Source organism: Nonomuraea sp. NPDC050383 (assembly GCF_044459125.1).
Taxonomy (GTDB): Bacteria; Actinomycetota; Actinomycetes; order Streptosporangiales; family Streptosporangiaceae; genus Nonomuraea.
In genome coordinates, this window is record NZ_JBITIP010000009.1 from 196,336 (window position 1) to 219,988 (window position 23,653).

Annotated in this window: 21 protein-coding genes; 14 read left to right on the forward strand and 7 right to left on the reverse strand. The window is 72.1% G+C overall.

What is annotated here, in order from left to right:
• The first annotated feature begins 157 nt into the window (after positions 1-157).
• The 5 genes from ACIBG4_RS23545 to ACIBG4_RS23565 all read left to right on the forward strand — a co-directional run bounded on the left by ACIBG4_RS23545 (position 158) and on the right by ACIBG4_RS23565 (position 5,805).
• Positions 158-1,132, forward strand: a complete 975-nt coding sequence (locus ACIBG4_RS23545) for a carbohydrate ABC transporter permease (RefSeq protein WP_397203606.1) — start codon at positions 158-160, stop codon at positions 1,130-1,132.
• The gene (locus ACIBG4_RS23550) at positions 1,116-1,982 is read left to right on the forward strand and encodes a carbohydrate ABC transporter permease (protein ID WP_310710492.1); all 867 of its coding nucleotides are present in this window, start codon (positions 1,116-1,118) and stop codon (positions 1,980-1,982) included. Before ACIBG4_RS23545 ends, ACIBG4_RS23550 begins: the two co-directional genes overlap by 17 nt.
• An 81-nt stretch (positions 1,983-2,063) precedes the next feature.
• A complete protein-coding gene (locus ACIBG4_RS23555) occupies positions 2,064-3,311 on the forward strand; it encodes an ABC transporter substrate-binding protein (protein WP_397203607.1) in 1,248 nt (415 codons plus the stop codon).
• Between the two features lie 99 nt (positions 3,312-3,410).
• The gene (locus ACIBG4_RS23560) at positions 3,411-4,691 is read left to right on the forward strand and encodes a Gfo/Idh/MocA family protein (RefSeq protein ID WP_397203608.1); all 1,281 of its coding nucleotides are present in this window, start codon (positions 3,411-3,413) and stop codon (positions 4,689-4,691) included.
• On the forward strand, positions 4,684-5,805 hold the full coding sequence (locus ACIBG4_RS23565; RefSeq protein WP_397203610.1) for a hypothetical protein: 1,122 nt from the start codon (positions 4,684-4,686) through the stop codon (positions 5,803-5,805). Before ACIBG4_RS23560 ends, ACIBG4_RS23565 begins: the two co-directional genes overlap by 8 nt.
• A gap of 9 nt (positions 5,806-5,814) precedes the next feature.
• On the opposite strand, the gene ACIBG4_RS23570 is transcribed toward ACIBG4_RS23565, so the two are convergent.
• From ACIBG4_RS23570 to ACIBG4_RS23585, 4 genes are read right to left on the reverse strand one after another with little or no spacing between them, the layout of a single operon-like run.
• Positions 5,815-7,716, reverse strand: coding sequence for a DUF6807 family protein (locus ACIBG4_RS23570; RefSeq protein WP_397203611.1), 1,902 nt, complete (start codon positions 7,714-7,716; stop codon positions 5,815-5,817).
• 2 nt (positions 7,717-7,718) lie between these two features.
• The gene (locus ACIBG4_RS23575; RefSeq protein ID WP_397203612.1) at positions 7,719-8,768 is read right to left on the reverse strand and encodes a mandelate racemase/muconate lactonizing enzyme family protein; all 1,050 of its coding nucleotides are present in this window, start codon (positions 8,766-8,768) and stop codon (positions 7,719-7,721) included.
• On the reverse strand, positions 8,758-9,642 hold the full coding sequence (locus ACIBG4_RS23580; RefSeq protein WP_397203613.1) for a 5-dehydro-4-deoxyglucarate dehydratase: 885 nt from the start codon (positions 9,640-9,642) through the stop codon (positions 8,758-8,760). Before ACIBG4_RS23580 ends, ACIBG4_RS23575 begins: the two co-directional genes overlap by 11 nt.
• Positions 9,639-10,526, reverse strand: coding sequence for an NAD(P)-dependent oxidoreductase (locus ACIBG4_RS23585; RefSeq protein ID WP_310710485.1), 888 nt, complete (start codon positions 10,524-10,526; stop codon positions 9,639-9,641). Before ACIBG4_RS23585 ends, ACIBG4_RS23580 begins: the two co-directional genes overlap by 4 nt.
• 226 nt (positions 10,527-10,752) lie before the next feature.
• Between ACIBG4_RS23585 and ACIBG4_RS23590 the strand changes: the two genes are divergently transcribed.
• The 8 genes from ACIBG4_RS23590 (at position 10,753) to ACIBG4_RS23625 (ending at position 19,324) form a co-directional block, all read left to right on the forward strand.
• Positions 10,753-11,724, forward strand: a complete 972-nt coding sequence (locus ACIBG4_RS23590; protein WP_310710484.1) for a LacI family DNA-binding transcriptional regulator — start codon at positions 10,753-10,755, stop codon at positions 11,722-11,724.
• Positions 11,721-12,674: an aldose epimerase family protein gene (locus ACIBG4_RS23595; protein ID WP_355446876.1), complete on the forward strand. Its 954-nt coding sequence runs from the start codon at positions 11,721-11,723 to the stop codon at positions 12,672-12,674. The genes ACIBG4_RS23590 and ACIBG4_RS23595 overlap by 4 nt, the downstream gene beginning before the upstream one ends.
• Before the next feature lie 257 nt (positions 12,675-12,931).
• Complete coding sequence (locus ACIBG4_RS23600; protein ID WP_397203614.1) at positions 12,932-15,280, forward strand: DNA translocase FtsK 4TM domain-containing protein; 2,349 nt, start codon at positions 12,932-12,934, stop codon at positions 15,278-15,280.
• A gap of 147 nt (positions 15,281-15,427) precedes the next feature.
• Entirely contained in the window at positions 15,428-16,162 is a 735-nt protein-coding gene (locus tag ACIBG4_RS23605) for a helix-turn-helix domain-containing protein (RefSeq protein ID WP_397203615.1), read from the forward strand.
• A gap of 46 nt (positions 16,163-16,208) precedes the next feature.
• Complete coding sequence (gene rimO / locus ACIBG4_RS23610) at positions 16,209-17,618, forward strand: 30S ribosomal protein S12 methylthiotransferase RimO (protein ID WP_310710480.1); 1,410 nt, start codon at positions 16,209-16,211, stop codon at positions 17,616-17,618.
• Positions 17,615-18,187 carry a CDP-diacylglycerol--glycerol-3-phosphate 3-phosphatidyltransferase gene (gene pgsA / locus ACIBG4_RS23615; protein ID WP_310710479.1) on the forward strand — a complete coding sequence of 191 codons (573 nt, stop codon included), beginning with the start codon at positions 17,615-17,617 and terminating at the stop codon, positions 18,185-18,187. The genes rimO and pgsA overlap by 4 nt, the downstream gene beginning before the upstream one ends.
• Before the next feature lie 2 nt (positions 18,188-18,189).
• Positions 18,190-18,681: a nicotinamide-nucleotide amidohydrolase family protein gene (locus tag ACIBG4_RS23620; RefSeq protein WP_310710478.1), complete on the forward strand. Its 492-nt coding sequence runs from the start codon at positions 18,190-18,192 to the stop codon at positions 18,679-18,681.
• A gap of 286 nt (positions 18,682-18,967) precedes the next feature.
• Complete coding sequence (locus ACIBG4_RS23625) at positions 18,968-19,324, forward strand: helix-turn-helix transcriptional regulator (protein ID WP_355446995.1); 357 nt, start codon at positions 18,968-18,970, stop codon at positions 19,322-19,324.
• Here the strand turns inward: ACIBG4_RS23625 and ACIBG4_RS23630 are convergent.
• Both ACIBG4_RS23630 and ACIBG4_RS23635 read right to left on the reverse strand, forming a co-directional pair.
• The gene (locus ACIBG4_RS23630; protein ID WP_397203616.1) at positions 19,321-20,136 is read right to left on the reverse strand and encodes a DNA-formamidopyrimidine glycosylase family protein; all 816 of its coding nucleotides are present in this window, start codon (positions 20,134-20,136) and stop codon (positions 19,321-19,323) included. The genes ACIBG4_RS23625 and ACIBG4_RS23630 overlap by 4 nt on opposite strands.
• Positions 20,137-20,189: 53 nt before the next feature.
• A complete protein-coding gene (locus tag ACIBG4_RS23635; protein WP_310710476.1) occupies positions 20,190-20,639 on the reverse strand; it encodes an Rrf2 family transcriptional regulator in 450 nt (149 codons plus the stop codon).
• Between the two features lie 281 nt (positions 20,640-20,920).
• Here ACIBG4_RS23635 and ACIBG4_RS23640 point away from each other — a divergent pair, with 281 nt between their 5' ends.
• Positions 20,921-22,099: an ROK family protein gene (locus ACIBG4_RS23640; RefSeq protein WP_397203617.1), complete on the forward strand. Its 1,179-nt coding sequence runs from the start codon at positions 20,921-20,923 to the stop codon at positions 22,097-22,099.
• 18 nt (positions 22,100-22,117) lie between these two features.
• Here ACIBG4_RS23640 and ACIBG4_RS23645 read toward each other — a convergent pair whose 3' ends face one another.
• Complete coding sequence (locus ACIBG4_RS23645; RefSeq protein WP_397203618.1) at positions 22,118-23,599, reverse strand: glycoside hydrolase family 3 protein; 1,482 nt, start codon at positions 23,597-23,599, stop codon at positions 22,118-22,120.
• Positions 23,600-23,653: the final 54 nt, after the last annotated feature.

The window sequence follows — 23,653 nt, forward strand, 5'->3', positions numbered from 1 at the left end:
TTCGCCCGCGTGAGCTGGGGTTTCCGAGTTGACGATATATCGGTAACGGGTTTGTAACGTCTGCAAAGGGTTGACGAAACTTTTCGCATCCCTATAGGAAGGCGCTATCCGATCCCGCCGTGCCGGGGAGGCCCTGGAATGAGGGATGCATGAATCCATGTCTGATTCGCTGTCCGTAACCCCGGAACGTGTGCTCACGCCCGTGCCGTCACGGCCGGGCCGCCGGCAGAAACCGGCGGTGAACGCTCACCGGAAGCGTGAGGCCCTGACGGCCTACGTCTTCCTCGCCCCGTGGTTCGTGGGGCTGTTCGTCATCACCGTGGGGCCCATCCTGGCCTCGCTGTACCTGTCGCTCACCGACTACAGCCTCCTGGAGGAGGGCTCGTGGGTCGGGGCCGACAACTACGTCAAGATGTTCACCCAGGACGACCGGTTCCTCACCTCGCTGAAGGTGACCACGATCTACGTCGTCGTGTCGGTGCCCCTGCAGCTCGCCTTCGCGCTCCTCCTGGCCCTCGCCCTGGACCGGGGCCTGCGCGGGCTGCCGTTCTACCGCTCGGTCTACTACCTGCCCTCGCTGCTGGGCGGCAGCGTCGCCATCGCCATCCTGTGGCGCAAGCTGTTCGGCGTCGACGGCCTGTTCAACGCGGTGCTCGCGATCTTCGGGATCGAGGGGCCGGGCTGGGTGTCCAGTCCCGACACGGCGCTCGGCACGCTGATCCTCCTGCACGTGTGGACGTTCGGCGCGCCGATGGTCATCTTCCTGGCCGGCCTGCGGCAGATCCCGCAGAGCTACTACGAGGCCGCCTCGGTGGACGGGGCGAGCCGGCTGCGCCAGTTCCGGTCGATCACGCTGCCGCTGCTGACGCCGATCATCTTCTTCAACCTCGTGCTGGAGGTCATCAAGTCGTTCCAGTCGTTCACCCAGTCGTTCATCGTGAGCGGCGGAAACGGCGGGCCGGTCGACTCCACGCTCTTCTACACCCTCTATCTCTACCTCAAGGGCTTCAAGAGCTACGAGATGGGCTACGCGGCCGCCATGGCCTGGGTGCTCCTGCTCATCATCGCCGGCCTGACCGGCGTGAATTTCCTCGCGTCGAAGTATTGGGTCTTCTATGGCGACACGAAGTAACGCGGTCCCGTTCCTCTTCCGCCCGATGAGGGGCGGCCGCCTGCTCAAGCACCTCATGCTCGCGGGCTTCGGCCTGGTGATGCTGTACCCGCTGCTGTGGATGATCTCCAGCTCGCTCAAGCCCGAGGAGCTGATCTTCCGGGAGCCGGGGCTGCTGCCGAGCACCGTCACGCTGGACAACTACAGCGAGGGCTGGAACGCGCTCAAGCACTCGTTCGGCTACTACCTGTGGAACTCCGCCGTCATCACCGGCCTGAGCGTCCTGGCGAACCTGGTCGCCTGCTCGCTGGCCGCCTACGCGTTCGCCCGGCTGAACTTCCCCCTGAAGAAGCTGTGGTTCGCGGTCATGCTGGGCTCGATCATGCTGCCGCACCACGTCACGGTCGTGCCGCAGTACATCGTGTTCTCGAAGCTGGACTGGATCAACACGATCTGGCCGCTGATCGTGCCGAAGTTCCTGGCGACGGACGCGTTCTTCATCTTCCTGATGGTGCAGTTCATCCGGACCCTGCCACGAGAGCTCGACGAGGCCGCCGCGATCGACGGCGCGGGCTACTGGCGCGTGTTCCTGCAGGTGATCCTTCCGCTGTGCGTACCCGCGCTCGCCACGACCGGCATTTTCACCTTTATCTGGACGTGGAATGACTTCTTTAGCCAGAACCTGTATCTGACGAACAGCGATAACCTCACGGTGGCCGTCGCCCTCCGCCAGTTCCTGGACTCGAGCGGGGAGTCGTCGTGGGGACCGATGTTCGCGATGTCGATCGTGTCACTCGGGCCCATTTTCGGGTTCTTCCTGGCTGGACAGAAGTACCTGATCCGCGGTGTGGCTACCACCGGCCTCAAGTAGCCGATTCACCCCCCGCATTCTCCTAGAGGAGGTAGAGCTGTGAGTCTCGGCTCTCGTAAGAAGATGTGGACGGTTGCCGTCATGACGGCGGCCGTGATGACGGCGGCGAGCGCGTGTGGCGGTGGCAGCGGCGGCGACAGCGGCGGCTCCGGCGACAAGACGAAGATCGTCTTCTCCTACTGGGGCAGCGACGCCCGCCAGAAGCTCACCGAGCAGGCCCTGAAGAAGTTCGAGGAGAAGAACCCGACGATCGACGTCGAGGGCGACTTCTCCAACTGGGACAGCTACTACGAGAAGCTCGCGACCAAGGTGGCGGCCAACGACGCCCCCGACGTCATGAGCATCGAGATCCGCGGGCTCAGCGAGTACGCCGGTCGCGGCGCGCTGGCGGACCTGGCCGGCAAGGTGCCCTCCGCCGACCTCGACCAGCAGGTGCTCACCAGCGGCCAGGTGGACGGCAAGCAGTACGCCATCCCCACCGGCGTCAACGCCTTCTCCATGCTGGCCAACCCCTCCGTGCTGGAGAAGGCCAAGCAGAAGCTGCCCGACGACAAGAGCTGGACCTGGGACGACTGGATCAACCTGGCCAAGCAGGTGTCGGGCTCGGGCGGCAACGTGATGGGCGCCGAGTACAACCCCAACCCGGCGTGGCTGCAGATCTTCGCCGCCCAGCGCGGTGAGAAGTTCTACGACGGCAACAAGATCGGCGTCTCCGTCGACACCATCAAGGCGTGGTGGAACATCAGCCAGCAGCTCATCCAGGCCAAGGCGGCTCCCGAGCCCGCCAAGAGCGCCGAGCTGCTCACCGCCGGCCCCGAGCAGTCGCTGCTGGCCACCAACACCGGCGCGATGGGCATGTGGTGGAGCAACCAGCTCAACGCCCTGTCCAAGGCGTCCGGCCAGGAGCTCTCGCTGCTGCGCATGCCCAAGGACAAGGGCGCCACCAGCGCCGGCATGTTCCTCCAGCCGGCCATGTACTACACCGGCTCCGCCAAGTCCGAGCACCCGGCCGAGGCCGCCAAGCTGATCGACTTCCTGGTCAACGACCCGGATGCCGCCGCCATCCTGCTGAGCGACCGCGGCCTGCCCACCAACGCCAAGGTGCTGGCCGCCGTCAAGGACAAGCTGCCCCCGGTCGACCAGCGGACCCTCGCCTTCATCGACGAGATCAAGGGCGAGCTGAGCCCGATCAGCGCCCCGCCGAAGGGCGCCCTCCAGATGGAGGACATCCTCAAGCGCAACACCGACGAGGTCCTCTTCGGCAAGACCACGCCGGACGCGGGCGCCCAGAAGTTCCTGTCCGAGGCGAACGCCGCCATCGCCGGCTGACGCCGGCCTCCTGACCGTCCCACGAGGGGGCGGTCACAGCACCGCGGGCTGGGGGACGAGCGCCCCCAGCCCCTCATCTCGAATCTCGGGGAGAGCACGTTGAGCACCAGGTACGCTTTCGTCGGCCTCGGCCACCGCGCCCAGATGTACGTGGACGCGCTGCTGGGCGACTGGAGCGACGCGGGGACCATCGCCGGTCTCTGCGACACCAACCGGACCCGCATGGCCTACTACGTCGAGCGCATCGGCCGCGAGGTGCCCTGCTTCGCCCCCGACGAGTTCGGCAAGCTGCTCGACCTGGCCGACACGGTCATCGTCGCCACGGTCGACGCCACCCACGCCCGCTACGTCTGCGCTGCCCTGGACGCCGGCAAGGACGTCATCGTGGAGAAGCCGCTCACCGTCGACGCCGAGAGCGCCGCCGCGATCGCGGAGGCGGCCGGGCGGGCCACGGGCCGGCTGGTGGTCACCTTCAACTACCGCTACTCCCCGCGCAACTCCGCGGTGAAGCGCCTCATCAGCGAGGGCGCCATCGGCGAGGTCACCTCGGTCCACTTCGACTGGGCCCTCGACACCATCCACGGCGCCGACTACTTCCGCCGCTGGCATCGCGACCGCGCCAACTCGGGCGGCCTGCTCGTCCACAAGTCCACCCACCACTTCGACCTGGTCAACTGGTGGCTCGCCGCCGCGCCCCGCCTCGTGTTCGCCCAGGCCGACCTGCGCTTCTACGGCACGGCCCTGCCCCGGGGCGAGCGCCCCGAGCGCTCGCACGGCGCGCCGGGCCTCGGCACCGACCCGTTCCTGCTCGACATCTCGGCCGACCCCCGGCTCAAGCGCCTCTACCTCGACGCCGAGCACGAGGACGGCTACATCCGCGACCAGGACGTCTTCGCCGACGGCGTGACCATCGACGACACCATGTCGGTGCTGGTCCGCTACGCCAACCGCGCGATCCTCACCTACTCGCTCACCGCGCACGCCCCCTACGAGGGCTACCGCGTGGTCTTCAACGGCACCGAGGGCCGCATCGAGCTGGAGGTGTGCGAGCGGTCGTGGACCCCGCCGCAGGCCGCCATCGACCCGAGCGCCGCGAGCAAGGAGCACGCCGCGGGCTCCTGGGAGCGGCTCGTCCTGCACCGCCACTGGCAGCAGGCGGAGGAGATCCCGATCGAGCGGGGCGCGGGCGGCCACGGCGGCGGCGACCGGCTGCTGCTGAACGACGTCTTCCGCGGCCCGGGGGACGACCCGCTCGGCCGCCCGGCCGGCTACCGCGACGGCATCCGCAGCGTGCTGGTCGGCGTCGCCGCCAACCGCTCGGCCGCGACCGGCCTGCCCGTCGTCCTCAGCGAGGACGGCACCAGCCTGGCCGATGCCTGAGCGAGGATCCGGGCAGGCGCCCGCGCTGCGCCACCTCGGGGAGTTCTCCGGGCTGGCCGAGGTGGCCGCGCGCGGGCGTGGCCTGTTCCCGGAGGCCGCCCCGGGGCCCGCGCTGCGGCGCGCCGCCCGCGACGCGGTCGGCGTGCTCGACCTCGCCGCGGACGACGTGCGCGTGGAACGGTCCTGGACCGCGGGCGACCTCGACGGCGAGGAGCTGTCCTGGTCGCTCGGCTACGGCCCGCGCACCCGGGCGTACCTGCTCAGGCCGCGCGGCGTGACGGGACCGCTGCCGGGCGTCGTCGCGCTGCACTGCCACGCCGGCATGAAGTTCGCCGGCAAGGAGAAGATCGCCGACGGTCCCGAGCCGCCGTCGCCCGAGGTCGCGCGGCTGCGCGGCCGGATCTACGACGGCCGGGCCTACGCCGGTGACCTGGCCCGGCAGGGGTTCGCCGTGCTCGTCCACGACGTCCTCGGCTGGGGCAGCCGCCGCTTCCCGCTGGAAGCCATGCCCGAGCCTGTGGCGGCGCTGGCCGCCGGGGGCGGCCCTGAGGGGCTGTCCGAGGCCGACCGCTACGACCGGGCGGCGGCGCAGCACGAGCACCTGCTGGAGAAGTACTGCACGCTGCTCGGCACGTCGCTGGCGGGCGCGGTGGCGGGGGAGGACCTGGCCGCCGCGGCCTACCTGCGGGCACGCCCGGACGTCGGCCCGGTGGGGTGCGTGGGGCTGTCGGGCGGCGGCCTGCGCGCCGCGCTGCTCGGCGCGTTCGACCCCGGCGTCCGGGCGGTCGCCGTCGCGGCCATGATGGCGTCCTACCGCGACCTGCTCGACCGCCACGTCGCGTCGCACACCTGGATGCTCTACCCGCCCGGCCTGTCGCGGGTGTGCGACTGGCCGTCACTGGCGGCCGCACGCGCTCCGGAGCCGCTCCTGGTCCTGTACGGCGAGCGGGACGAGCTGTTCCCGCCCGCCGGGATGCGCCGGGCCCACGAGATCATCTCCCGCGCGTACCCGGAGGGCGGCTACGAGGGCGTCTTCTTCGACGCCCCGCACGCCTTCACCCTGCCCATGCAGGAGCACGCCTTCGCCTGGCTGTCGCGGCACCTGGCGGCCTGAGCGCGAGGCTCAGGCCGTCGCCTCGGTCACCAGATCCGGGACCTCGCCGGGCGCCAGGCGGCCGTCGGCGACGACCACGGTGACCCGGCGGGCCAGCACGTCGCCGAAGACCAGCGGCGTGTCCCAGGCCAGCGCCGTGCCCACTCCGGGGTACTCCGCGACCCGCACGAACCACGGGTCGTCCTCCTGGGCGAACACCAGTGTCCAGTCCTCCGACGACAGCGCCAGCCACGGCGCCCGCGACCCGTGCACGGCCTGCTCGCCCTCGGCCTCCCCGGTGAAGACCCGCAGCCCCGGCGAGCCGGCCGGAGCCCGCCAGAAGAACCCGCCGTACCCTGCTCCGGCCCGGCCCTTGGTGGCCGAGCTCTGGATCGTCAGCGGCGAGCCGGTGAGGTTGCGCAGCGTGAAGGAGAAGCGCAGCGCCCAGCCCCGCGACAGCGGGACCGCCCGCGCCGTCCGCTCCTCGCGCACGACCGGGTCCTCGCCCGGCCGCTCCCACAGCAGCGTCTCGGCGAACCCCGCCCGGTCGCGGCCGGTGAACTCCACGTGCCGCTGGACGCCGTGGTCGTCGAGCCAGGTCGGCCCCTGGTCGCGGACGAAGGTGCGCCCGCCCCAGAAGTTGCGTCCGCCCACGTCCGTCACGGCCACGCCGGCGCCCAGGTGGTGCGGGTGGTCCTGCGGCCGCACCTCGGTCACGACGACGCCCCCGAGCGTGCGCACCGGATGCAGGTACGGCCGGGGTGACTCGGTGAGCGGCAGGTCGGGACGCGTCACGTACTCGGCGACGACCCCGCCTCCGGCGACCAGCGGAACGGCCCAGGGCGCGCCCACCTCGGAGAACAGCGCGAGCCGGTCCGCGCATGCGTCCACCAGCCCGGCGACGCCCGGCAGCACCCGGCCCTCGCCGGAGCGGTCCTGGTGCTCGTCGGCGATCGGCAGCGGGTCGGGCGCGAGCCGGATGGCCTCCAGCACCTCCATGAACGCCCCGGTCCTGCCGACGGGCACGAGCAGCGGCTCCCCGGAGCGGAGGTGGTCCACCAGGTTGCGCAGCAGGTCCGTCCGGCCGAACCGCCGCACGGGCCCGTCGTCCACCTGGACCTCGTCCAGCGTGTACCTGAGCGTGATCCGTCCCCGCTCGCCGTGGACGACCACGTACGGCTCGTCCCGCTCGGCGGCGCACAGCGTCACGGCGGCCACGATCGGCGGCCCGCCGGCCGTGGTGACCCGGACCGCGGAGGTGTCGTCCGACTCGATGGCGTTGGCGTGGAACAGCTCCGTCTCGACCGAGGCGACGGCGCCGCGCCCCTCGGTCCCGGCCACCGCCAGCGCGGTCGCCAGCGCGTGGGCGAACGGGTTGGTCAGCGCGCCGTCCACGACGTCCACGCCGTCGAGCCGCCGCCGGCCCGCCCACGCGCTGCGCGTGAAGTAGGACGCGGGCCGCGGCCACGAGCCGGCCACGCCGATCCCGGTGACGCGGCCGATGACGCCCTCGGCGATCATGCCCCGCACCGCCGGGACCGCCGCCGACCCGAGGCTCTGGAACCCCACCTGGCAGGCGAGCCCGGCCTCGGCGGCGGCGCGCTCCATCCGGTCGAAGTCGGCCAGCGTGGCCGCCGTCGGCTTCTCCACCAGCACGTGCGCCCCCGCCGCCAGCGCGGCCAGCGTCAGCTCGGCGTGCGTCGGGATGGGCGTCGCCAGGATCGCGATCTCCGCGCCGGTCCGCTTGATCAGCTCCGGCAGGTCCGTGGAGAACTCGGGCGCGGCGTCGCCGGGGCCGAGCCCGTCGAGCGCTCCCGGCTCCGGCGGCACGGTGTCGCAGACGCCGGCCAGCTCGACCACGTCCCTCATGTGCCGCAGCCGCTCCAGGTAGTGGGCCCCGAATCCCCGGGTGCCCGCCAGGACGACGCGCATGCTCACCTCCAGCGGAGCCCGAGGCCCCGGTGCTCTCCGACGCTCAGCTTCCCACCCGCGACCCGGACGGGGTACGGCTCCTCCAGCAGCCCGAGGGCCGCGAACGAGGCGTCCTCGACCTCCTCGGCCATGCACGGCAGCGGCAGCGTGAGCGCGAGCTGCGCCGACAGGTCGGGCAGCAGGTGCGGATAGACGGGCACGTCGAACGCCCGGGCCAGCTCGGTGATCCGCAGGAACGGCGTGATGCCGCCCACCCGGACCACGTTGGGCTGGACCACGTCGCAGGCGCCCGCGGTCAGCAGGTCACGGAAGCCGTAGACGGTGTAGACGTTCTCGCCGACCGCGATCGGCACGTCCACCGACCGGCGCAGCTCCACGTGCGCGGCCACGTCGTCGGCCGGCAGCGGCTCCTCCAGCCAGTGCAGCCCGTACGGGGCCAGCGCGTCGACCGCGCGGCGGGCCCGGTGCAGGTCCCAGCGCTGGTTGGCGTCGATCATCAGCAGCGTGTCCGGCCCGACGACCTCGCGGACCGCGGCCACCCGCTCGACGTCCTCGCGCAGGTCGGGGCGGCCGACCTTCATCTTGACGGCCGGGTAGCCGGCCGCCTTCCACCGCTCGGCCTGCGCGACCAGCTCCTCCAGCGTGTAGTGCAGGTTGACGCCGCTGCCGTAGACCGGCACGGTGTCCCTGCGCCGGCCCAGCACGTCCACGATCCCGCGCCCGCCGCAGCGCAGGTCCCACAGCGCGAGGTCCACGCCCGCGAGGGCGACCGTGGTGACGCCGCCCGGTCCGGCCTCGCGCAGGTGCCGCCAGAGGCGGTCCCACACCACCTCCGGGTGCGGGTCGAGGCCGATCACCGCCTCCCGGATGTCGTGCTCCAGCAACGCCTGGACGGCCCGCGCCCCGATCTGCGGCGTCCAGGAGAAGCCCGTGCCGGTCCGCCCGTCGTCCAGGACCACCTCGACCACCAGCACGTGGTTGGCGGGCACGTCGGGCCCCCACGGCCGCGGCAGGGCGGCCGTGCGGGCGCTCACACGCAGGTCACGAATCATGGGCCGCCGCCACCTCCTTGCCCCGCCGGATGAGCTCCTCCAGCTCGGCCACGTGCTCCGGCGCGGCGTCCACCAGCGGGGGCCGCACCGGGCCGGCGTCCAGGCCGGTCAGCCGCACCCCGGCCTTGACCAGCGACACGGCGTACCCCGGGACCTTGGAGCGCAGCCGGACGAGCGGCTCGTAGAACTCGGTGAGCAGGTCGCCGGCGCCGGCGAGGAAAGCGGTGGCGATCTCCGGCGCGAACGCGAAGACCGCCGAGGAGTAGAGCTCCACGCCGATGCCCCGGTAGGCGCCCATGGTCAGCTCGGCCGTCGGCAGACCGTTGAAGAACGCGAAGTCGGGGCCGATCTCGCGGCGGACGGCCAGCACGATCCGCTGGATGAGGTCGATGTCGCCCAGGCCGTCCTTCAGGCCCACCACGCCGGGGATCCGGGCCAGCTCCACCACCTGCTCGGGGGTGAGCACCACCGACCCGCGCATGTAGATGATCACCGGCAGCACCTCGGCGACCGCGCGCACGTAGGCGGTGAAGCCCTCGCGCGGCCCCACGGCCAGGTACGGCGGCATGAGCAGCAGGCCGTCGGCGCCCGCGTCACGGGCCGCGCGGGCCTGTCGCAGCGCCGAGCCGAGCGGCCCGCCCGCGCCGGCGACCACCGGCGCCTCGCCCCGCGCCGTCTTGACGGCCACCTGCACGGCCGCCTCGTGCTCGGCCTCCGACAGGGCCGGGAACTCGCCGGTGCCGCACGCCACGAACACCCCGCCCGGCCGGTGCGCGAGCCCGCGCCTGATGTGCTCGGCCAGCACCTCCTCGGCCAGAAGCCCGGCCGCGTCGAACGGCGTTACCGGGAAGAAGAGGATCCCGCTGAGGTTCATCCGATCTCCAGTTCGGTTCGCCAGTCGCGCTTGGGGGTCCAGCCCAGCAGCCGCTCGGCCTTGGCCGAGGTGAAGGCGGGGGCGGTGCCGGTCAGCGCGGCGGCGGTGGCCGCGGTGGCGGGGTTGACGGCGGGCAGCAGCTCCGCCAGGGGCTCACGGGCGAGGGCGTCGGCGGCTCCGGCGAAGAACACCTCGCCGTTCGGGATGTCCCACATCCGGTCGATCAGGACGGAGAGCATGTCCGAGGCGTCGCGCGCGTCGATGTAGTTGAACAGCGACACCCCGGCGATCTCCGGCCGGTCCAGCCGCTCCGCGATGGTGTGGCCGGACTGGGTCGGCGCGCCGGCCCACTCCTCCGGTGCCACCACGAAGCACGGCCGCACGGCCGCGAACCTCGTCTCGGAGTCGCGCGCGAAGGCGGCCATGGTCTGCTCGGCCACCAGCTTCGACAGGCTGTAGGCGTTCCACGGCTCGGCCGGGTGCTCCTCGTCGATCGGCAGGTAGCGCGGCGCCCAGCCGCGGGGCGCGCCGTAGCCGATGACGGTCGGGCTGCTGGCGATGACCACGCGGCCGACCCCGGTGTTGCTCGCCGCCTCGCAGACGTTGAAGGCGAGCTGGGTGTTGGTCCGGTAGATGACGCCCTCGGGCCGGCTGAACGGGGTGGCGATGGCGGCCAGGTGGACCACCACGTCCGGGCGGAAGCGGGCGAGCACGTCGTAGGCCTGGCCGAGGTCGGTCAGGTCGGCGGGCAGGGTGGACGCCGCCTCCGGCGGGGTGCCCGGCACGACGTCGACGCCGATCACCTCGTGACCGGCCTGCGCCAATGTGGCGACCACGCTGCGCCCTAGCCGGCCGGCGCTCCCGGTCACCAGTGTTCGTGTCATCGGATCTTTCACCACTCCTGGGGTTCGCGTTCGGCAACCGGTTGCAAAAAGTATTGAGGTTTCGTTCCGGCAACGTCAAGCGGCGGAGGCGCGCCCTCCCCTCCCACTTGGGGGAACATAGGGGATAGGGTGGTGCGCCGGCGGTCCCTCCCGGGCGGCGACGACGCATTGACAGCGATACAAACGCTTGCACTAAAGTACAAGCTGTGGTCGGAGGAGGCCAGGCGTGGCGGTGACGATTCGCGACGTGGCACGCGCTTCCGGCGTCCACGTCTCCACGGTGTCACGTTCCTTCTCCGCGCCCCACCTGGTCAACCCGGAGACCCGCACCCGCGTGCTGGCCGTCGCCGAGGACCTGGGCTACCGGCCCAACCGCGCCGCCCGCGCGCTGACCACCGGCCGCACCCACAACCTCGGCCTCATCGTGGCCGACATCGCCAACCCCTTCTTCCCGCCGCTCATCAAGGCCGCCCAGGCCCAGGCACGGCTGCGCGACTACCACGTGTTCGTGGCCGACACCGACGAGGATCCCAAGGCGGAGGAGGATCTGATCCAGACCCTCACCAAGCAGGTGGACGGCGTCCTGCTGTGCAGCCCGCGCCTGACCAACAGGACGATAGAGCGCCTGCGGGAGGAGATCCCGTTCGTCCTGGTCAACCGGCGCGTCCGGGGCATGCCCACGGTGCTCATGGACGTGGGGCGCGGGGCCCGGCTCGCCGTCGAGCACCTGACGGAGCTGGGGCACCGCCGCCTGGCCGTCGTCACCGGCCCCAGCGGCTCCTGGACCAGCAAGGAGATGCAGGAGGCGGCCGCCGCGATGAGCGAGGTGGACGTCGTCTTCCTCGGCCCCAACCCGCCGACCGAGCTGGGTGGCCTGGCCGCCGCCGCCGACGTGCTGGCCTCGGGCGCCACCGGCGTCCTCGCCTACAACGACCTGGTCGCCATCGGCCTGATCGAGGGGCTGTCCGAGCGCGGGGCCGAGGTGCCGCGCGACATCAGCGTGATCGGCGTGGACGACATCGTGGCCGGCCGGCTCGGCCGTCCCAAGCTCACCACCATCGCCATGCCCACCGCCGCCGCCGGGCGAATCGCCGTCGACATGCTGCTGCAGTCGGTCGACTCCGAGGGGGCCACGGGTGTCACGATGCTGGAGACCACCCTGATCGTCCGAGAGTCCACGGGAGAGGCACACACATGATGTTCGGAACACTGCCGTCGGGCGAGCGCGTCGAGCGCTTCGAGCTGACCTCGGGGCGGCTGCGCGCGGCCGTGCTCAGCTACGGCGCCGTGCTCCAGTCCTTGGAGGTGTCCGGCGTCAACGTGGTGCTCGGACTCGACACGCTCGAGGACTACCTGACCCGCAGCCGCTACTTCGGCGCGGTCGTCGGCAGGTACGGCAACCGCATCGCCGGCGCCGCGTTCACCCTCGACGGGGTCGCCTACACCCTGCCCCGCAACAACGGGCCCAGCAGCCTGCACGGCGGCGTCGAAGGCTTCGACCGCAAGGTGTGGACGGTCGCCGAGGCCACCGGCTCCTCCGTGACGCTCACCCTCACCAGCCCCGACGGCGACCAGGGCTACCCGGGGACGCTCACCGCCTCCGTCACCTACACCGCCGACGGCGACGCGCTGCGCATCGACTACACCGCCGAGACCGACGCGCCCACGGTGCTCAACCTCACCAACCACTCCTACTTCAACCTGGCCGGCGCCGGCCGGGGCGACGTCCTCGGCCACGAGATCGAGATCGGCGCCGAGCACTACCTGCCGGTGGACGACGACAAGATCCCGACCGGTGACCTCGCCCCGGTCAAGGGCACGCCGTTCGACTTCACCACGCCCCACGCCATCGGCGCGCGCCTCGACGGCGCCTACGACCACTGCTTCGTGCTGGACGGATCCGGCGGCATGCGCGTCGTCGAGCCGGCCGGCGGCCTGACCATGGAGGTCACCACCACGGAGCCGGGCGTGCAGTTCTACGCCGGCGGCATGCTCGACGGCGTCGCCACCCCCTTCGGGCCGCACGCGGGCTTCTGCCTGGAGACCCAGCACTTCCCCGACTCGCCCAACCAGCCGCAGTTCCCCTCCACGGTGCTGCGGCCGGGGGAGCGCTTCACCTCCAGCACGACCTACCGCTTCCCGGCCTGACGCCCGGCTTACACCCGTTCGCGAACGGCATCGGCGAGCCTGAGTGCGTTCGCCACCGTCTCGGAAGTACCTTTGGCATCATGGCCACCCGTACGCCGAAAAGCGCATCGAAGGGGCCGGCGAAGCGGTCGACCACGCCGCGCCCGGCCCCCGCGAAGCGGGGATCCACGCCGTCGGGGCGCCCGAGGGCCAGGGGATCATCGTCGGCCCGCAAGGCGTCCCTGACCCATCAGGACCCGATCACCTGGGTCTTCACGATGATCGGCAAGCTCGTCGTCGGGCTGTGGATGCTCGTGGCCAACGGCATCGGCGGCGCGGCGCGGGCGCTCGGCAAGAACGCCCGCGAGCTCGACCCGGCGCACCGGCGCGACGGCGTGGGCCTCGCGGTCCTGGCCGGCGCCATCGTGCTGGCCGCGATGACCTGGCGCGCCTCCGAGGGCACGGTCGCCACCGTGGTCAACGTGGTCGTGCGCGCGATGTTCGGCTCGCTGGCGTGGGCGCTGCCGCTGCTGTTCGGCCTGCTGGCCTGGCGGTACCTGCGCCACCCCGACCAGAACGCCGACACCGGCCGCATGGTGATCGGCTGGAGCGCGCTGCTGATCGGTGTGCTCGGCGTCATCCACGTCGCCAACGACGTGCCCTACCCCAACCCCGCGGGCACCGCCAACGACGGCATGGACCGGGTCTCCCAGGCGGGCGGCCTCATCGGGTTCATCGTCTCGGCCCCGCCCATGAGCATCCTGCCCTCCTGGATCACGATCCCGCTGCTGCTCATGCTGTCCGGCTTCGGGGTGCTCGTGATCACGGCCACGCCGGTCCACCGCATCCCCGAGCGGCTGTCGGAGCTGCGGCACCTGCTGTTCGAGCAGCGGGGCACCGCCCCGGCCGGCGCCCCCAGGCCCGAGGTCCGGCGACAGCGGCGGGTCCGCAAGCCCGCCGAGCCCGGCGCTGAGCGTGAGGGCGAGCCGCCGTACGACACGCCCGTCCTGTCCGACCAGGACAAGCGGGCCGACCACGCGCCGGAGATCGTGCCGGGCCTGGTGGACGAGGAGCCGCCCGCGCCCGAGCCGGCCAGACGGCCCGAGCCGCCGGAGCCGACGCCCGCGCCGCGCAAGGTCGAGCAGCTCGTGCTCTCGCCGCAGGCCGGCCCGTACAGCCTGCCGGACCTGCAGTTCCTCAAGCCCGGCAGCCTGCCCAAGCCGCAGACCAAGGCCAACACCACCGTGGTCAACGCGCTGACCAGCGTGCTGGAGCAGTTCGCCATCGACGCGCAGGTGATCGGCTTCACCCGCGGCCCGACCGTCACCCGCTACGAGATCGAGCTCGGGCCCGCCGTGAAGGTGGAGAAGGTCACGGCGCTCACCAAGAACATCGCGTACGCGGTGAAGTCCGCCGACGTCCGCATCCTGTCGCCCATCCCCGGCAAGTCGGCCATCGGGGTGGAGATCCCGAACGCCGACAAGGACCTGGTGGCGCTCGGCGACGTGCTGCGCTCGCAGGTGGCCCAGGCCGACCACCACCCGATGATCGTGGGGCTGGGCAAGGACGTCGAGGGCCGCACGATCGTGGCCAACCTCGCCAAGATGCCCCATCTGCTCATCGCGGGCGCCACCGGCGCGGGCAAGTCCGTCTGCGTCAACGGCCTCATCACCTCGATCCTCATGCGCGCCACCCCCGACGAGGTGCGCATGGTGCTCGTCGACCCCAAGCGGGTGGAGCTCTCGGTGTACGAGGGCATCCCGCACCTGATCACGCCCATCATCACCAACCCCAAGAAGGCCGCCGAGGCCCTCGAATGGGTCGTGGGGGAGATGGACCGCCGCTACGACGACCTGGCGGCCTCCGGGTTCCGGCACGTGGACGAGTTCAACAAGGCGGTGCGGGCCGGCAAGCTCCAGCCGCCGCCGGGCAGCGAGCGGGTCTACCAGCCGTACCCGTACCTGCTGGTGATCGTGGACGAGCTGGCCGACCTCATGATGGTGGCCCCGCGCGACGTCGAGGACTCGATCGTGCGCATCACGCAGCTCGCCCGCGCCGCCGGGATCCACCTGGTCATCGCCACCCAGCGGCCCTCCGTGGACGTCGTCACCGGTCTCATCAAGGCCAACGTGCCCTCCCGGCTGGCCTTCGCCGTCTCCTCGCTCACCGACTCGCGGGTCATCCTCGACCAGCCCGGCGCCGACAAGCTGGTCGGCCAGGGCGACGCGCTGTTCCTGCCGATGGGCGCGAGCAAGCCCATCCGCATCCAGAACGCGTTCGTCTCGGAGAAGGAGATCGCCGAGATCGTCGCGCACTGCAAGACGCAGATGCAGGCCGAGTACCGCGACGACGTGGCCGCCGCGCCCGTCAAGCGGGAGATCGACGAGGACATCGGCGACGACCTGGAGCTGCTGATCCAGGCGGCCGAGCTGATCGTGACGACCCAGTTCGGCTCCACCTCGATGCTCCAGCGCAAGCTGCGCGTCGGGTTCGCCAAGGCCGGGCGGCTGATGGACCTGCTGGAGAGCCGCTCCGTGGTGGGCCCCAGCGAGGGCTCCAAGGCCCGTGAGGTGCTCGTCAAGCCCGACGATCTGGCGGCTCTGCTGGCCGACCTGCGCGGCGGGTGACCCCGGTGCGCCCCTGCCGGACGGTTACTGGTTGAATAGGGCTGGTTACGGTTCGTCAGGGGCTGGGAGGCGTGCGCCGTGGAGGACCAGAGCACACAGGAGCAGGAAGCGCCGGCACAGGGCGCGGACAGGCGGAGCGTCGGAGGCATGCTGTCCACCGCGAGACGGTCGGCGGGCATGACGGTCGAGCAGCTCAGCGCGGTCACCCGCGTTCGCGAGGCGATCATCAACGCCTTCGAGCGCGACGAGTTCGCGCAGTGCGGCGGCGACTTCTACGAGCGGGGGCACATCAAGGCGCTCTCCAGAGCACTCGGCCTCGATCCCGAGGCCATGGTCCAACGCTACGACGAGTTCAACGGCGGGCGCCCGCCCGCGCTGCAGATGGCCGGCGTCTTCCGCACCGACCGCGTGCTGCGGGCGGCCGAGCGGCGCGGTCCCACCTGGTCGATGGGGCTGGGCGTCGTGCTCAGCCTCGTCGTGATCTTCGGCGTGGTCCGCGTCATGGGCGGAGAGACGCACCCGGCCGCGGTGGAGGAGATCTCCGCCGGCCAGGGAGCGCCGGCCGCCGAGCTGCACCAGCGCGCCAAGCCGGCGCCGCCCAGGGCGAGCGCGACCGTCGTCTCCAACGAGGTGGTCGTCCAGGTCAAGGCCAAGCGCTCGTCCTACGTCAACGTCCTCGACGCCCAGGGGCGCAGGCTGTTCGCCGGGACGATGCAGCCCGGCATGACATCCACCTGGCGGGCGCCGAACCGGGTCGACCTTGAGGTCAGCGACGCCGGCGCGGTGTCGGTGCAGGTCAACGGCAAGAAGGTCGGCAAGCTGGGGTCGCGGGGCGAGACGGTGCGCCGCTCGTTCGGGCCGCCGGCGCCACCGGCGAGGTAGCCCGTGCATCGGGTGGTGGCCAACTCCCGATACCGTAGTGTTCACCATGTCATCCCGCCGAACCGCATCGCTGATCACCCTGGGCTGCGCGCGCAACGAGGTCGACTCCGAGGAGCTCGCCGCGCGACTTGAGGCTGCCGGCTGGCAGCTGGGCGACGACGACCCAGACGTCGTCGTCGTCAACACGTGTGGCTTCATCGACTCGGCGAAGAAGGACTCCATCGACACGCTGCTGGCCGCGGCGGACTCCGGCACCAAGGTGGTCGCCGCGGGCTGCATGGCCGAGCGTTACGGCAACGAGCTGGCCGAGGCACTGCCCGAGGCCAGCGCGGTCATCTCCTTCGACGACTACGCCGACATCGGCGGCCGCCTCGACGACGTGCTCGCCGGGCGGCCGCTCAAGCCGCACACCCCGCGTGACCGCCGCACCCTGCTGCCCATCTCGCCCGTCGACCGGGCCGCGGCCCCCAAGGCCGCCATCCCGGGCCACGGCGACCTGCCCGACGGGCTGGCGCCCGCCAGCGGCCCCCGCGTGCTGCGCAAGCGGCTCGACGAGAGCCCGGTGGCCTCGCTCAAGCTCGCCTCCGGCTGCGACCGGCGCTGCACCTTCTGCGCCATCCCGGCCTTCCGCGGCGCCTACGTCTCGCGTGACCCCGAGGAGCTGCTGGCCGAGGCCGACTGGCTCGCCCACCGCGGGGTGCGCGAGCTGGTCCTCGTCAGCGAGAACTCCACCTCCTACGGCAAGGACCTCGGCGACCTGAGGGCGCTGGAGAAGCTGCTGCCGCGCCTGGCCGCCGTCGAGGGCATCGACCGGGTGCGCGTCAGCTACCTCCAGCCGGCCGAGCTGCGACCGGGGCTGCTGGAGGTCATCGCGGGCACCGAGGGCATCGCCCCGTACTTCGACCTGTCCTTCCAGCACGCCAGCGGCACGGTGCTGCGCCGGATGCGCCGCTTCGGCGACCCGGAGCGCTTCCTGGGGCTGCTGGAGAGCATCCGCGAGCACGCCCCCGAGGCGGGTGTGCGCTCCAACTTCATCGTGGGCTTCCCCGGCGAGACCGAGGAGGAGTTCGGCGAGCTGGTCGGCTTCCTGGAGCAGGCGCGGCTCGACGTGATCGGCGTGTTCGGCTACTCCGACGAGGACGGCACCGAGGCGGCCGGCTTCGACGGCAAGCTCGACCAGGAGACCGTGGACGAGCGTGTGCGCGTGCTGACCGAGCTGGCCGAGGAGCTGACCGCGCAGCGGGCCGAGGAGCGCATCGGCACCGAGGTCGACGTGCTCATCGACGACGACCTGGGTGACGGCGGCTATGAGGGCCGGGCCGCCCACCAGGGTCCCGAGGTGGACGGGTCCGTGACCGTTCAGGGCATCGGCCTGGTGCGCGGCCAGATCGTGCGCGCGGTGGTGGTCGACGCCGAGGGGGTCGACCTGATCGCGCGCATCAAGGCCGGTCCATGACGAGGGACGAGCGCCGCGTGGTCAGCCCGTGGAACATCGCCAACGTGCTCACGGTCCTGCGGTTGGTGCTCGTCCCCTTCTTCGTCTTCTGCCTCTTCATGCCGGGCATGGGCTGGCGCCTGGGCGCGCTGGCCGTCTTCGGCGTGGCGTCCATCACCGACCATCTCGACGGCGAGCTGGCCCGCCGCTACGGGCTGATCACCGACTTCGGCAAGATCGCCGACCCGATCGCCGACAAGGCGCTGACCGGGGCGGCGCTGGTGTCCCTGTCGCTCCTCGGCGAGCTGCCGTGGTGGGTCACGCTGGTGATCCTCGGCCGTGAGCTCGGCATCACAGTGCTGCGCCTCATGCTGATCCGCCGCGCGGTCATCCCGGCCAGCTACGGCGGCAAGGTCAAGACCGTGCTGCAGATCGCCGCGATCGTCCTGTACATCCTGCCCGGCGTCTACGACCCGCTCCGCTGGACGGTCATGGGCGCCGCCCTGCTGGTCACGGTCGGCACGGGCATCGACTACGTGGTCCGAGCCGTCAAGCTCCGCAAGGTGGCGCGGCAGGTCCGGGGGGAGTGACCATGGCTGCGGCCGCCGAGGCCATCACGCTGCTGGTGGAGCGGGGGGCCACGCTCGCGGTGGCCGAGTCGCTGACCGGGGGGCTCATCGGGGCGACCCTCACCGCCGTCCCGGGGGCGTCCAAGGCGTTCCGGGGCGGGGTCGTCTCCTACGCGACGGACCTGAAGCAGGCGCTCCTGGGGGTCCCCGGCGACCTGCTGCGGCGGGAGGGGGCCGTGCACCCGGACGTCGCGGCGGCGATGGCGGCGGGCGTGGCCAGGGTGTGCGAGGCGACGTACGGGCTGGCCGTGACCGGGGTGGCGGGGCCCGAGCCCCAGGACGGCAAGCCCGTCGGCACCGTGCACGTGGCCGTCAGCGGGCCCGGCGGAGAAATATGGCTGCGGGAGTTGAGACTCCAGGGGTCGCGCGAACGTATCAGGGTAAAGACGGTGGACGAGGCGGTTGATCTACTAACAGGTGTGCTTAAGCCGAACAAGGGGGAACATTCCGGGTGATTACCGTGTTACGTCCCGAGCGAACATGACAGGCACGGTCTGACGCGGTGTCGGTCGATACAGGTACGGTGGAGCTGTGAGTGAGGTCCGAGAGCCAACGTCAAGCAGCGAGCGCCCGGCAGGCAGGCCGGGTGCGTCGCATGACGGGCCGGGAGCGACGATCCGGGGACGGCAGGGCCCCATGACGACGGCGAGGAGCATGTACCAAGCGAAGAAGAAGGATGGGCGGCACGATCCGATCGCGCGGGGCGTGGTGAAGTCTTCCACGCCGGGGAGGGAGCGACAGATGATTTTGCTGCGTCAGCTGCTCGGCGATGTGCTGAGGCGGTTGCGCGTGCGGCAGGGACGCACTCTCCGAGAGGTGTCCACGTTGGCGCGGGTCTCGCTGGGCTACTTGTCCGAAGTGGAGCGTGGCCAGAAAGAGGCGTCGTCCGAGTTGCTGGCCTCGATCTGCGGCGCCCTCGGCGTTCCGCTGTCGCAGGTTCTGCGTGAGGTGTCCGACCAGTTCGCCCTGGCTGAGCTGCAGGCTGCCCCCGTGCTCGCCGACGTCCCCGACCACGAGCGCATCCCCCTTGCCGAAACGGTGCCCGGATCGATCTCCGACTCCGTGTTCCCCGAGGTCAAGGACATGGTGGCCGCCTAGCTCGGCTGGCAGGCGCCGCACCACAGGATCAGCCGTTCCTGTGGCTGTGCCCCCATCTCCCCACGGCTGATGCGCGTACCGCATCGGCGGCACGGCCGCCCCGCCCTGCCGTAGACCCAGGTCTGCGCGCCGGGACGGCGATCGCCTGTCGTCACGGTGCCCGCGTGAGCCTTGTTCGCGTTCAGCAGCCGCTGGGCCAGCGTGACCATCCCCTCCAGGTCCGCCACGTCCCCGACCTTCCGCCACGGCCAGACTCCTCTGAGGAACAGCGTCTCGGCGCGGTAGATCGTGCCGATTCCCGCAAGGTTGCGCTGGTCGAGCAGCGCCTCCCCGATCGTCCTGTCCGGCTCCAGCAGCAGCCGCCGCACCGCCTCGGCGGGGTCCCAGTCGTCGCCGAGCAGGTCGGGCCCCAGATGCCCCACCACCCGTGACTCCTCGGCGGTCCGCAGCAGGTCCACCATCCCCAGCCGGTGCCCGACCGCCTCCCACTCCGCGTTGGCCAGCACGAGCCGGACATCGTCGCCGCCCACGCCGCGTGCTCCGGGGCTCTGGACCGCGCCGTTCCGGGTCCGCCTTCCGGCCGGAGCGATGCGCCAGCTCCCGTCCATGCGCAGGTGGGTGTGCACGGTCAGGCCGCCCTCGACGCGGGTGAGCAGGTGCTTGCCCCGCGACACCGTCGTCAGCACGGTCCGCCCGCGCAGGTCGGCGGTGGCGTGGCGGGGCACCCGGAAGTCGGATCTGGTCAGCACCCGCCCGTCGAGCGCGCCGCGCAGCCGGCCGGCGGCACGGTGGACGGCGTCTCCTTCGGGCATGCCACCAGTCTAGGAACCCGGTGCGGGGTGTCCTCTCGCCGGTCTCGGAAGGATCAGTCCCAGGCGGCGGGGTCGGCGGCGAGCTGGCGCACCCGCTCCGGCAGCACACCGCTCGCGACCTGCTCCAGCGTGACCTCTTCGAGGATGGAGCGCTCGGTGGACCGCAACGCGATCCACACCTGCTGCAGCGACTCCGCCGGGCCGCGGTAGCCGACGTGCTCGGGGCGCTCGCCGCGGACGTTGGCCAGCGGCCCGTCGACCGCCCTGATCACGTCGGCGAGCGAGATCTCGCCCGCAGGACGTGCGAGCACGTAGCCGCCCTCGGGGCCCCGCTGGCCGCGGACCAGGCCGGCGCGGCGCATCTGGAGCAGGATGTTCTCCAGGTATTTGGGCGGCATGTCCTGCTCCTTGGCGAGCTCGCCCACGGTGGTCGGTCCGGCACCGGCTGCGGCGAGTTCGGCGGCGGCACGGAGGGCGTAGTCGACCCGAGCGGAAAGGCGCATGTTGTCGATTATCCCTCCTGGTCAACAGTGGTTATGCGCAAGGCCGCCGAAAGCGTGAGGTGATCGGAGACCTCGCAACCGCCCTGCCTGGGCGGACATCCCGTAGACGCCTTTTCGGTCCTTTTCGGGCCCTTCGGCTCGTCCGCCGGCCAGGAGGAAAGAATGGGAGCGTGCCCAAAGGGCCGGTTTTGCGAGGAATCCTCGCGTTCACCTGCGGTGATCAGCGACAGGAGGAGCGCTAAACTTCCAACAACCTTTTCGATTAGACGGTGGGATACAGCGTGGAGCGACGCCCTGGTGTGCCCAGACTGCTCAGGGAGATCAACGACCGGGCCGCGCTCGAGTTGCTGCTCTCCACCGGTCCGATGACCCGGGGGCAGATCGGCGAGCTGACCGGCCTGTCCAAGGTCACCGCCTCCCAGACGCTCGCCCGGCTGGAGGAGCGCGGCCTCGTCGAGGTCGTCGGCGCCCAGGCGGGCGGCCGCGGGCCCAACGCGGCGCTCTACTCCGTCATCCCCTCCAGCGCGTACGTGGCCGGGCTGGAGGTCGGGCCGGAGCTCGTCTCGGCGGCCGTCGCCGACATCCACGGCCGCACGGTGGCGGAGGTGACGTTCGCCCCCAACGGCCACGACGACCTCGTCCCCGTCGTCCACGGCGCCATCATGAAGGCCTGCCGCAGCGCCAAGGTCAGCGCGGCCCGGCTGCGCGGCGTCGTGATCGGCACGCCCGGCGTGGTCGATCCCCGCACCGGCGACGTCCGCTACGCCTTCGACCTGCCGGGCTGGCACGACGGCAGCCACGAGGCGCTGGCCGGCGACCTCAAGCGCGCGGTCACCATCGAGAACGACGTCAACCTCGCCGCCATCGCCGAGCGCGCCGACGGCGCCGCGGCGGGCATCGACGACTTCGTGCTGCTGTGGGCGAGCCGCGGGCTCGGCCTCGCGGTGATGCTGGGCGGCAAGCTGCACCGCGGCAGGTCCGGCAGCGCGGGCGAGATCGGCTACCTGGCGGTGCCGGGCGCGGCGCTGCCCGAGGAGATCCGCACCTCGCCGGGGCGGCTGCCCTCGCTGGCGGGCGGCCTGCAGTCGCTGGTCAGCGCGGAGGCTGTGGCCGAGCTCGCCGCCGGCTACGGGTTCGTGGCGGCGAGCGCGAGGGAATGCGTGGAGGTGGCGGTCGCGGCGGGCGCCCGGGGCGAGCCGCTGCTGGACGAGCTGGCCCGCCGGCTGGCGCTGGGGGTGGCCGCGGTCTGCGTGATCCTCGACCCCGGGCTGGTCGTGCTGGGCGGCGAGGTGGGCCACGCGGGCGGCCGCGCGCTCACCTCCCGGGTGGAGGAGGCGGTCGCCCGCGTCTGCCCGGTACGGCCCCAGGTGGCGACGAGCACCGTGGAGGGCAACCCGGTCCTGCGTGGCGCCGTCCTGGCCGCCCTCCATCAGGCCCACGAGGAGATCTTCGCCTCCTGACGTGGCCCAGGGGTCCGGTCAGGCCGTCAGCAGCTCCATCGCGGCCTGGGCGTTGGCGCGGGCCGCCCCGTACGTCGCGATGTAGGCGGCGCTGCCGGGCCGCCACACCGGCAGGCCCATCTCCACCACGATCGCGTCCGGCCGGGCGGCCACCAGCGCCGAGACCAGGGCCCGGCTGTCGGCGTAGCGGTGGGCGTCCTTGACGACCACGACGAGCGACCGGCCGGCGGCGCGTTCCAGGAGCGCGCCCGCGTCCGCGTCGGCCGGCCGTACCCGGAGGACCTCCGCCTGCGGCAGCCACGGCGAGACGCCCCACGGCACGTCGCCGACCGCGATGGTCGGCGGGGTGTCCACCTCCACCACCAGCGGGTCCGTCAGCGGCCCGGCCGAGCCGTCGAGGCGGACGGCCCGCCTGGCGGCGTGCAGGCCGATCGGCGGCACGCCGCCGCCGCGCGTCTCGTCCGGCGCGTCGGCGGAGCGGACCTCGTGGGCCACGCCGGCGCGGGTGCCGAACCAGGTGCGCAGCGCCGTCGTGCGGGCCGCGGCCTCCTCCAGGCGCGCCACCGGCAGGCGGCCGTCCCGGGCCGCCGCCACGATCGTGTCGATGATCCACGCGACCTCGTCCGGGCCCGGCCTGGGCCCCAGGCAGAGCAGGTCGGCGCCGGCCGCCAGGGACTGGACGGCCCCCTCGGCCAGCCCCACGCCGTCGGTGATGGCCTGCATGTCCAGCGCGTCGGAGATCACCACCCCGCGGTAACCCAGCTCCTCGCGCAGCAGCCCGGTGAGCGCGGCGGAGGACAGCGTGGCCGGCCGGTCACCGGTCAGCGCCGGCACCGCGACGTGCGCCGTCATGATCGACTTGGTGCCCGCGCCGATGGCCGCGCGGAACGGCGCCAGCTCCCTGGCGCGCAGCACGTCCAGCGGCACGTCCACGACCGGCACGTCCAGGTGCGAGTCCACGGTGGTGGCGCCGTGACCGGGGAAGTGCTTGACGCAGGCGGCGACCCCCACGGCCTGCAGCCCCTCGACGGCCGCCACGGTGTGCCGGGCGACCAGCTCGGGGTCATCGCCGAAGGCCCGGGTGCCGATGACGGGGTTGTCCTCGGCGGTGTTGACGTCGGCGTCGGGCGCCATGTCGAGGTTCACGCCGCAGGCGACCAGCTCCGCGCCGATGGCCCGGTAGACGCGGCGGGTGAGGTCGGGGTCGTCCACCGCGCCGAGCGCGGCGTTGCCCGGGTACGGGCTGCCGACGTGGTAAGCGAGCCGGGTGACGTCACCGCCCTCCTCGTCGAGCGAGACGACGGGGTCGCCCGCGGCCCGGAGGGAGGCGGTCAGCTCGGCCAGCCCGGCCGGCTCGGCGACGTTGAAGCCGAAGAGCGTGACGCCGCCGAGGCCGCCCTCAAGCTCTCTCAGCACCCAGCCGGGCGCGGTCGTGCCCGTGAACGCGGCCAGCAGCGTGCCCGCCGCGAGGCGGCGCAGCCCCCGATCACTGTGACTCATGGCTCCTCATCGTGGGATGGGCGGCCCGCGGCACGGCCCGGCGCGTGGAGGAGC

Coding starts and splice junctions, on each gene's coding strand:
- ACIBG4_RS23545 (WP_397203606.1), top strand. CDS start 158: ATGTCTGATTCGCTGTCCGTAACCCCGGAACGTGTGCTCACGCCCGTG.
- ACIBG4_RS23550 (WP_310710492.1), top strand. CDS start 1,116: ATGGCGACACGAAGTAACGCGGTCCCGTTCCTCTTCCGCCCGATGAGG.
- ACIBG4_RS23555 (WP_397203607.1), top strand. CDS start 2,064: ATGACGGCGGCCGTGATGACGGCGGCGAGCGCGTGTGGCGGTGGCAGC.
- ACIBG4_RS23565 (WP_397203610.1), top strand. CDS start 4,684: ATGCCTGAGCGAGGATCCGGGCAGGCGCCCGCGCTGCGCCACCTCGGG.
- ACIBG4_RS23570 (WP_397203611.1), bottom strand. CDS start 7,716: ATGCGCGTCGTCCTGGCGGGCACCCGGGGATTCGGGGCCCACTACCTG.
- ACIBG4_RS23575 (WP_397203612.1), bottom strand. CDS start 8,768: ATGATTCGTGACCTGCGTGTGAGCGCCCGCACGGCCGCCCTGCCGCGG.
- ACIBG4_RS23580 (WP_397203613.1), bottom strand. CDS start 9,642: ATGAACCTCAGCGGGATCCTCTTCTTCCCGGTAACGCCGTTCGACGCG.
- ACIBG4_RS23585 (WP_310710485.1), bottom strand. CDS start 10,526: ATGACACGAACACTGGTGACCGGGAGCGCCGGCCGGCTAGGGCGCAGC.
- ACIBG4_RS23595 (WP_355446876.1), top strand. CDS start 11,721: ATGATGTTCGGAACACTGCCGTCGGGCGAGCGCGTCGAGCGCTTCGAG.
- ACIBG4_RS23600 (WP_397203614.1), top strand. CDS start 12,932: ATGATCGGCAAGCTCGTCGTCGGGCTGTGGATGCTCGTGGCCAACGGC.
- ACIBG4_RS23605 (WP_397203615.1), top strand. CDS start 15,428: ATGCTGTCCACCGCGAGACGGTCGGCGGGCATGACGGTCGAGCAGCTC.
- rimO (WP_310710480.1), top strand. CDS start 16,209: ATGTCATCCCGCCGAACCGCATCGCTGATCACCCTGGGCTGCGCGCGC.
- pgsA (WP_310710479.1), top strand. CDS start 17,615: ATGACGAGGGACGAGCGCCGCGTGGTCAGCCCGTGGAACATCGCCAAC.
- ACIBG4_RS23620 (WP_310710478.1), top strand. CDS start 18,190: ATGGCTGCGGCCGCCGAGGCCATCACGCTGCTGGTGGAGCGGGGGGCC.
- ACIBG4_RS23625 (WP_355446995.1), top strand. CDS start 18,968: ATGATTTTGCTGCGTCAGCTGCTCGGCGATGTGCTGAGGCGGTTGCGC.
- ACIBG4_RS23630 (WP_397203616.1), bottom strand. CDS start 20,136: ATGCCCGAAGGAGACGCCGTCCACCGTGCCGCCGGCCGGCTGCGCGGC.
- ACIBG4_RS23635 (WP_310710476.1), bottom strand. CDS start 20,639: ATGCGCCTTTCCGCTCGGGTCGACTACGCCCTCCGTGCCGCCGCCGAA.
- ACIBG4_RS23645 (WP_397203618.1), bottom strand. CDS start 23,599: ATGAGTCACAGTGATCGGGGGCTGCGCCGCCTCGCGGCGGGCACGCTG.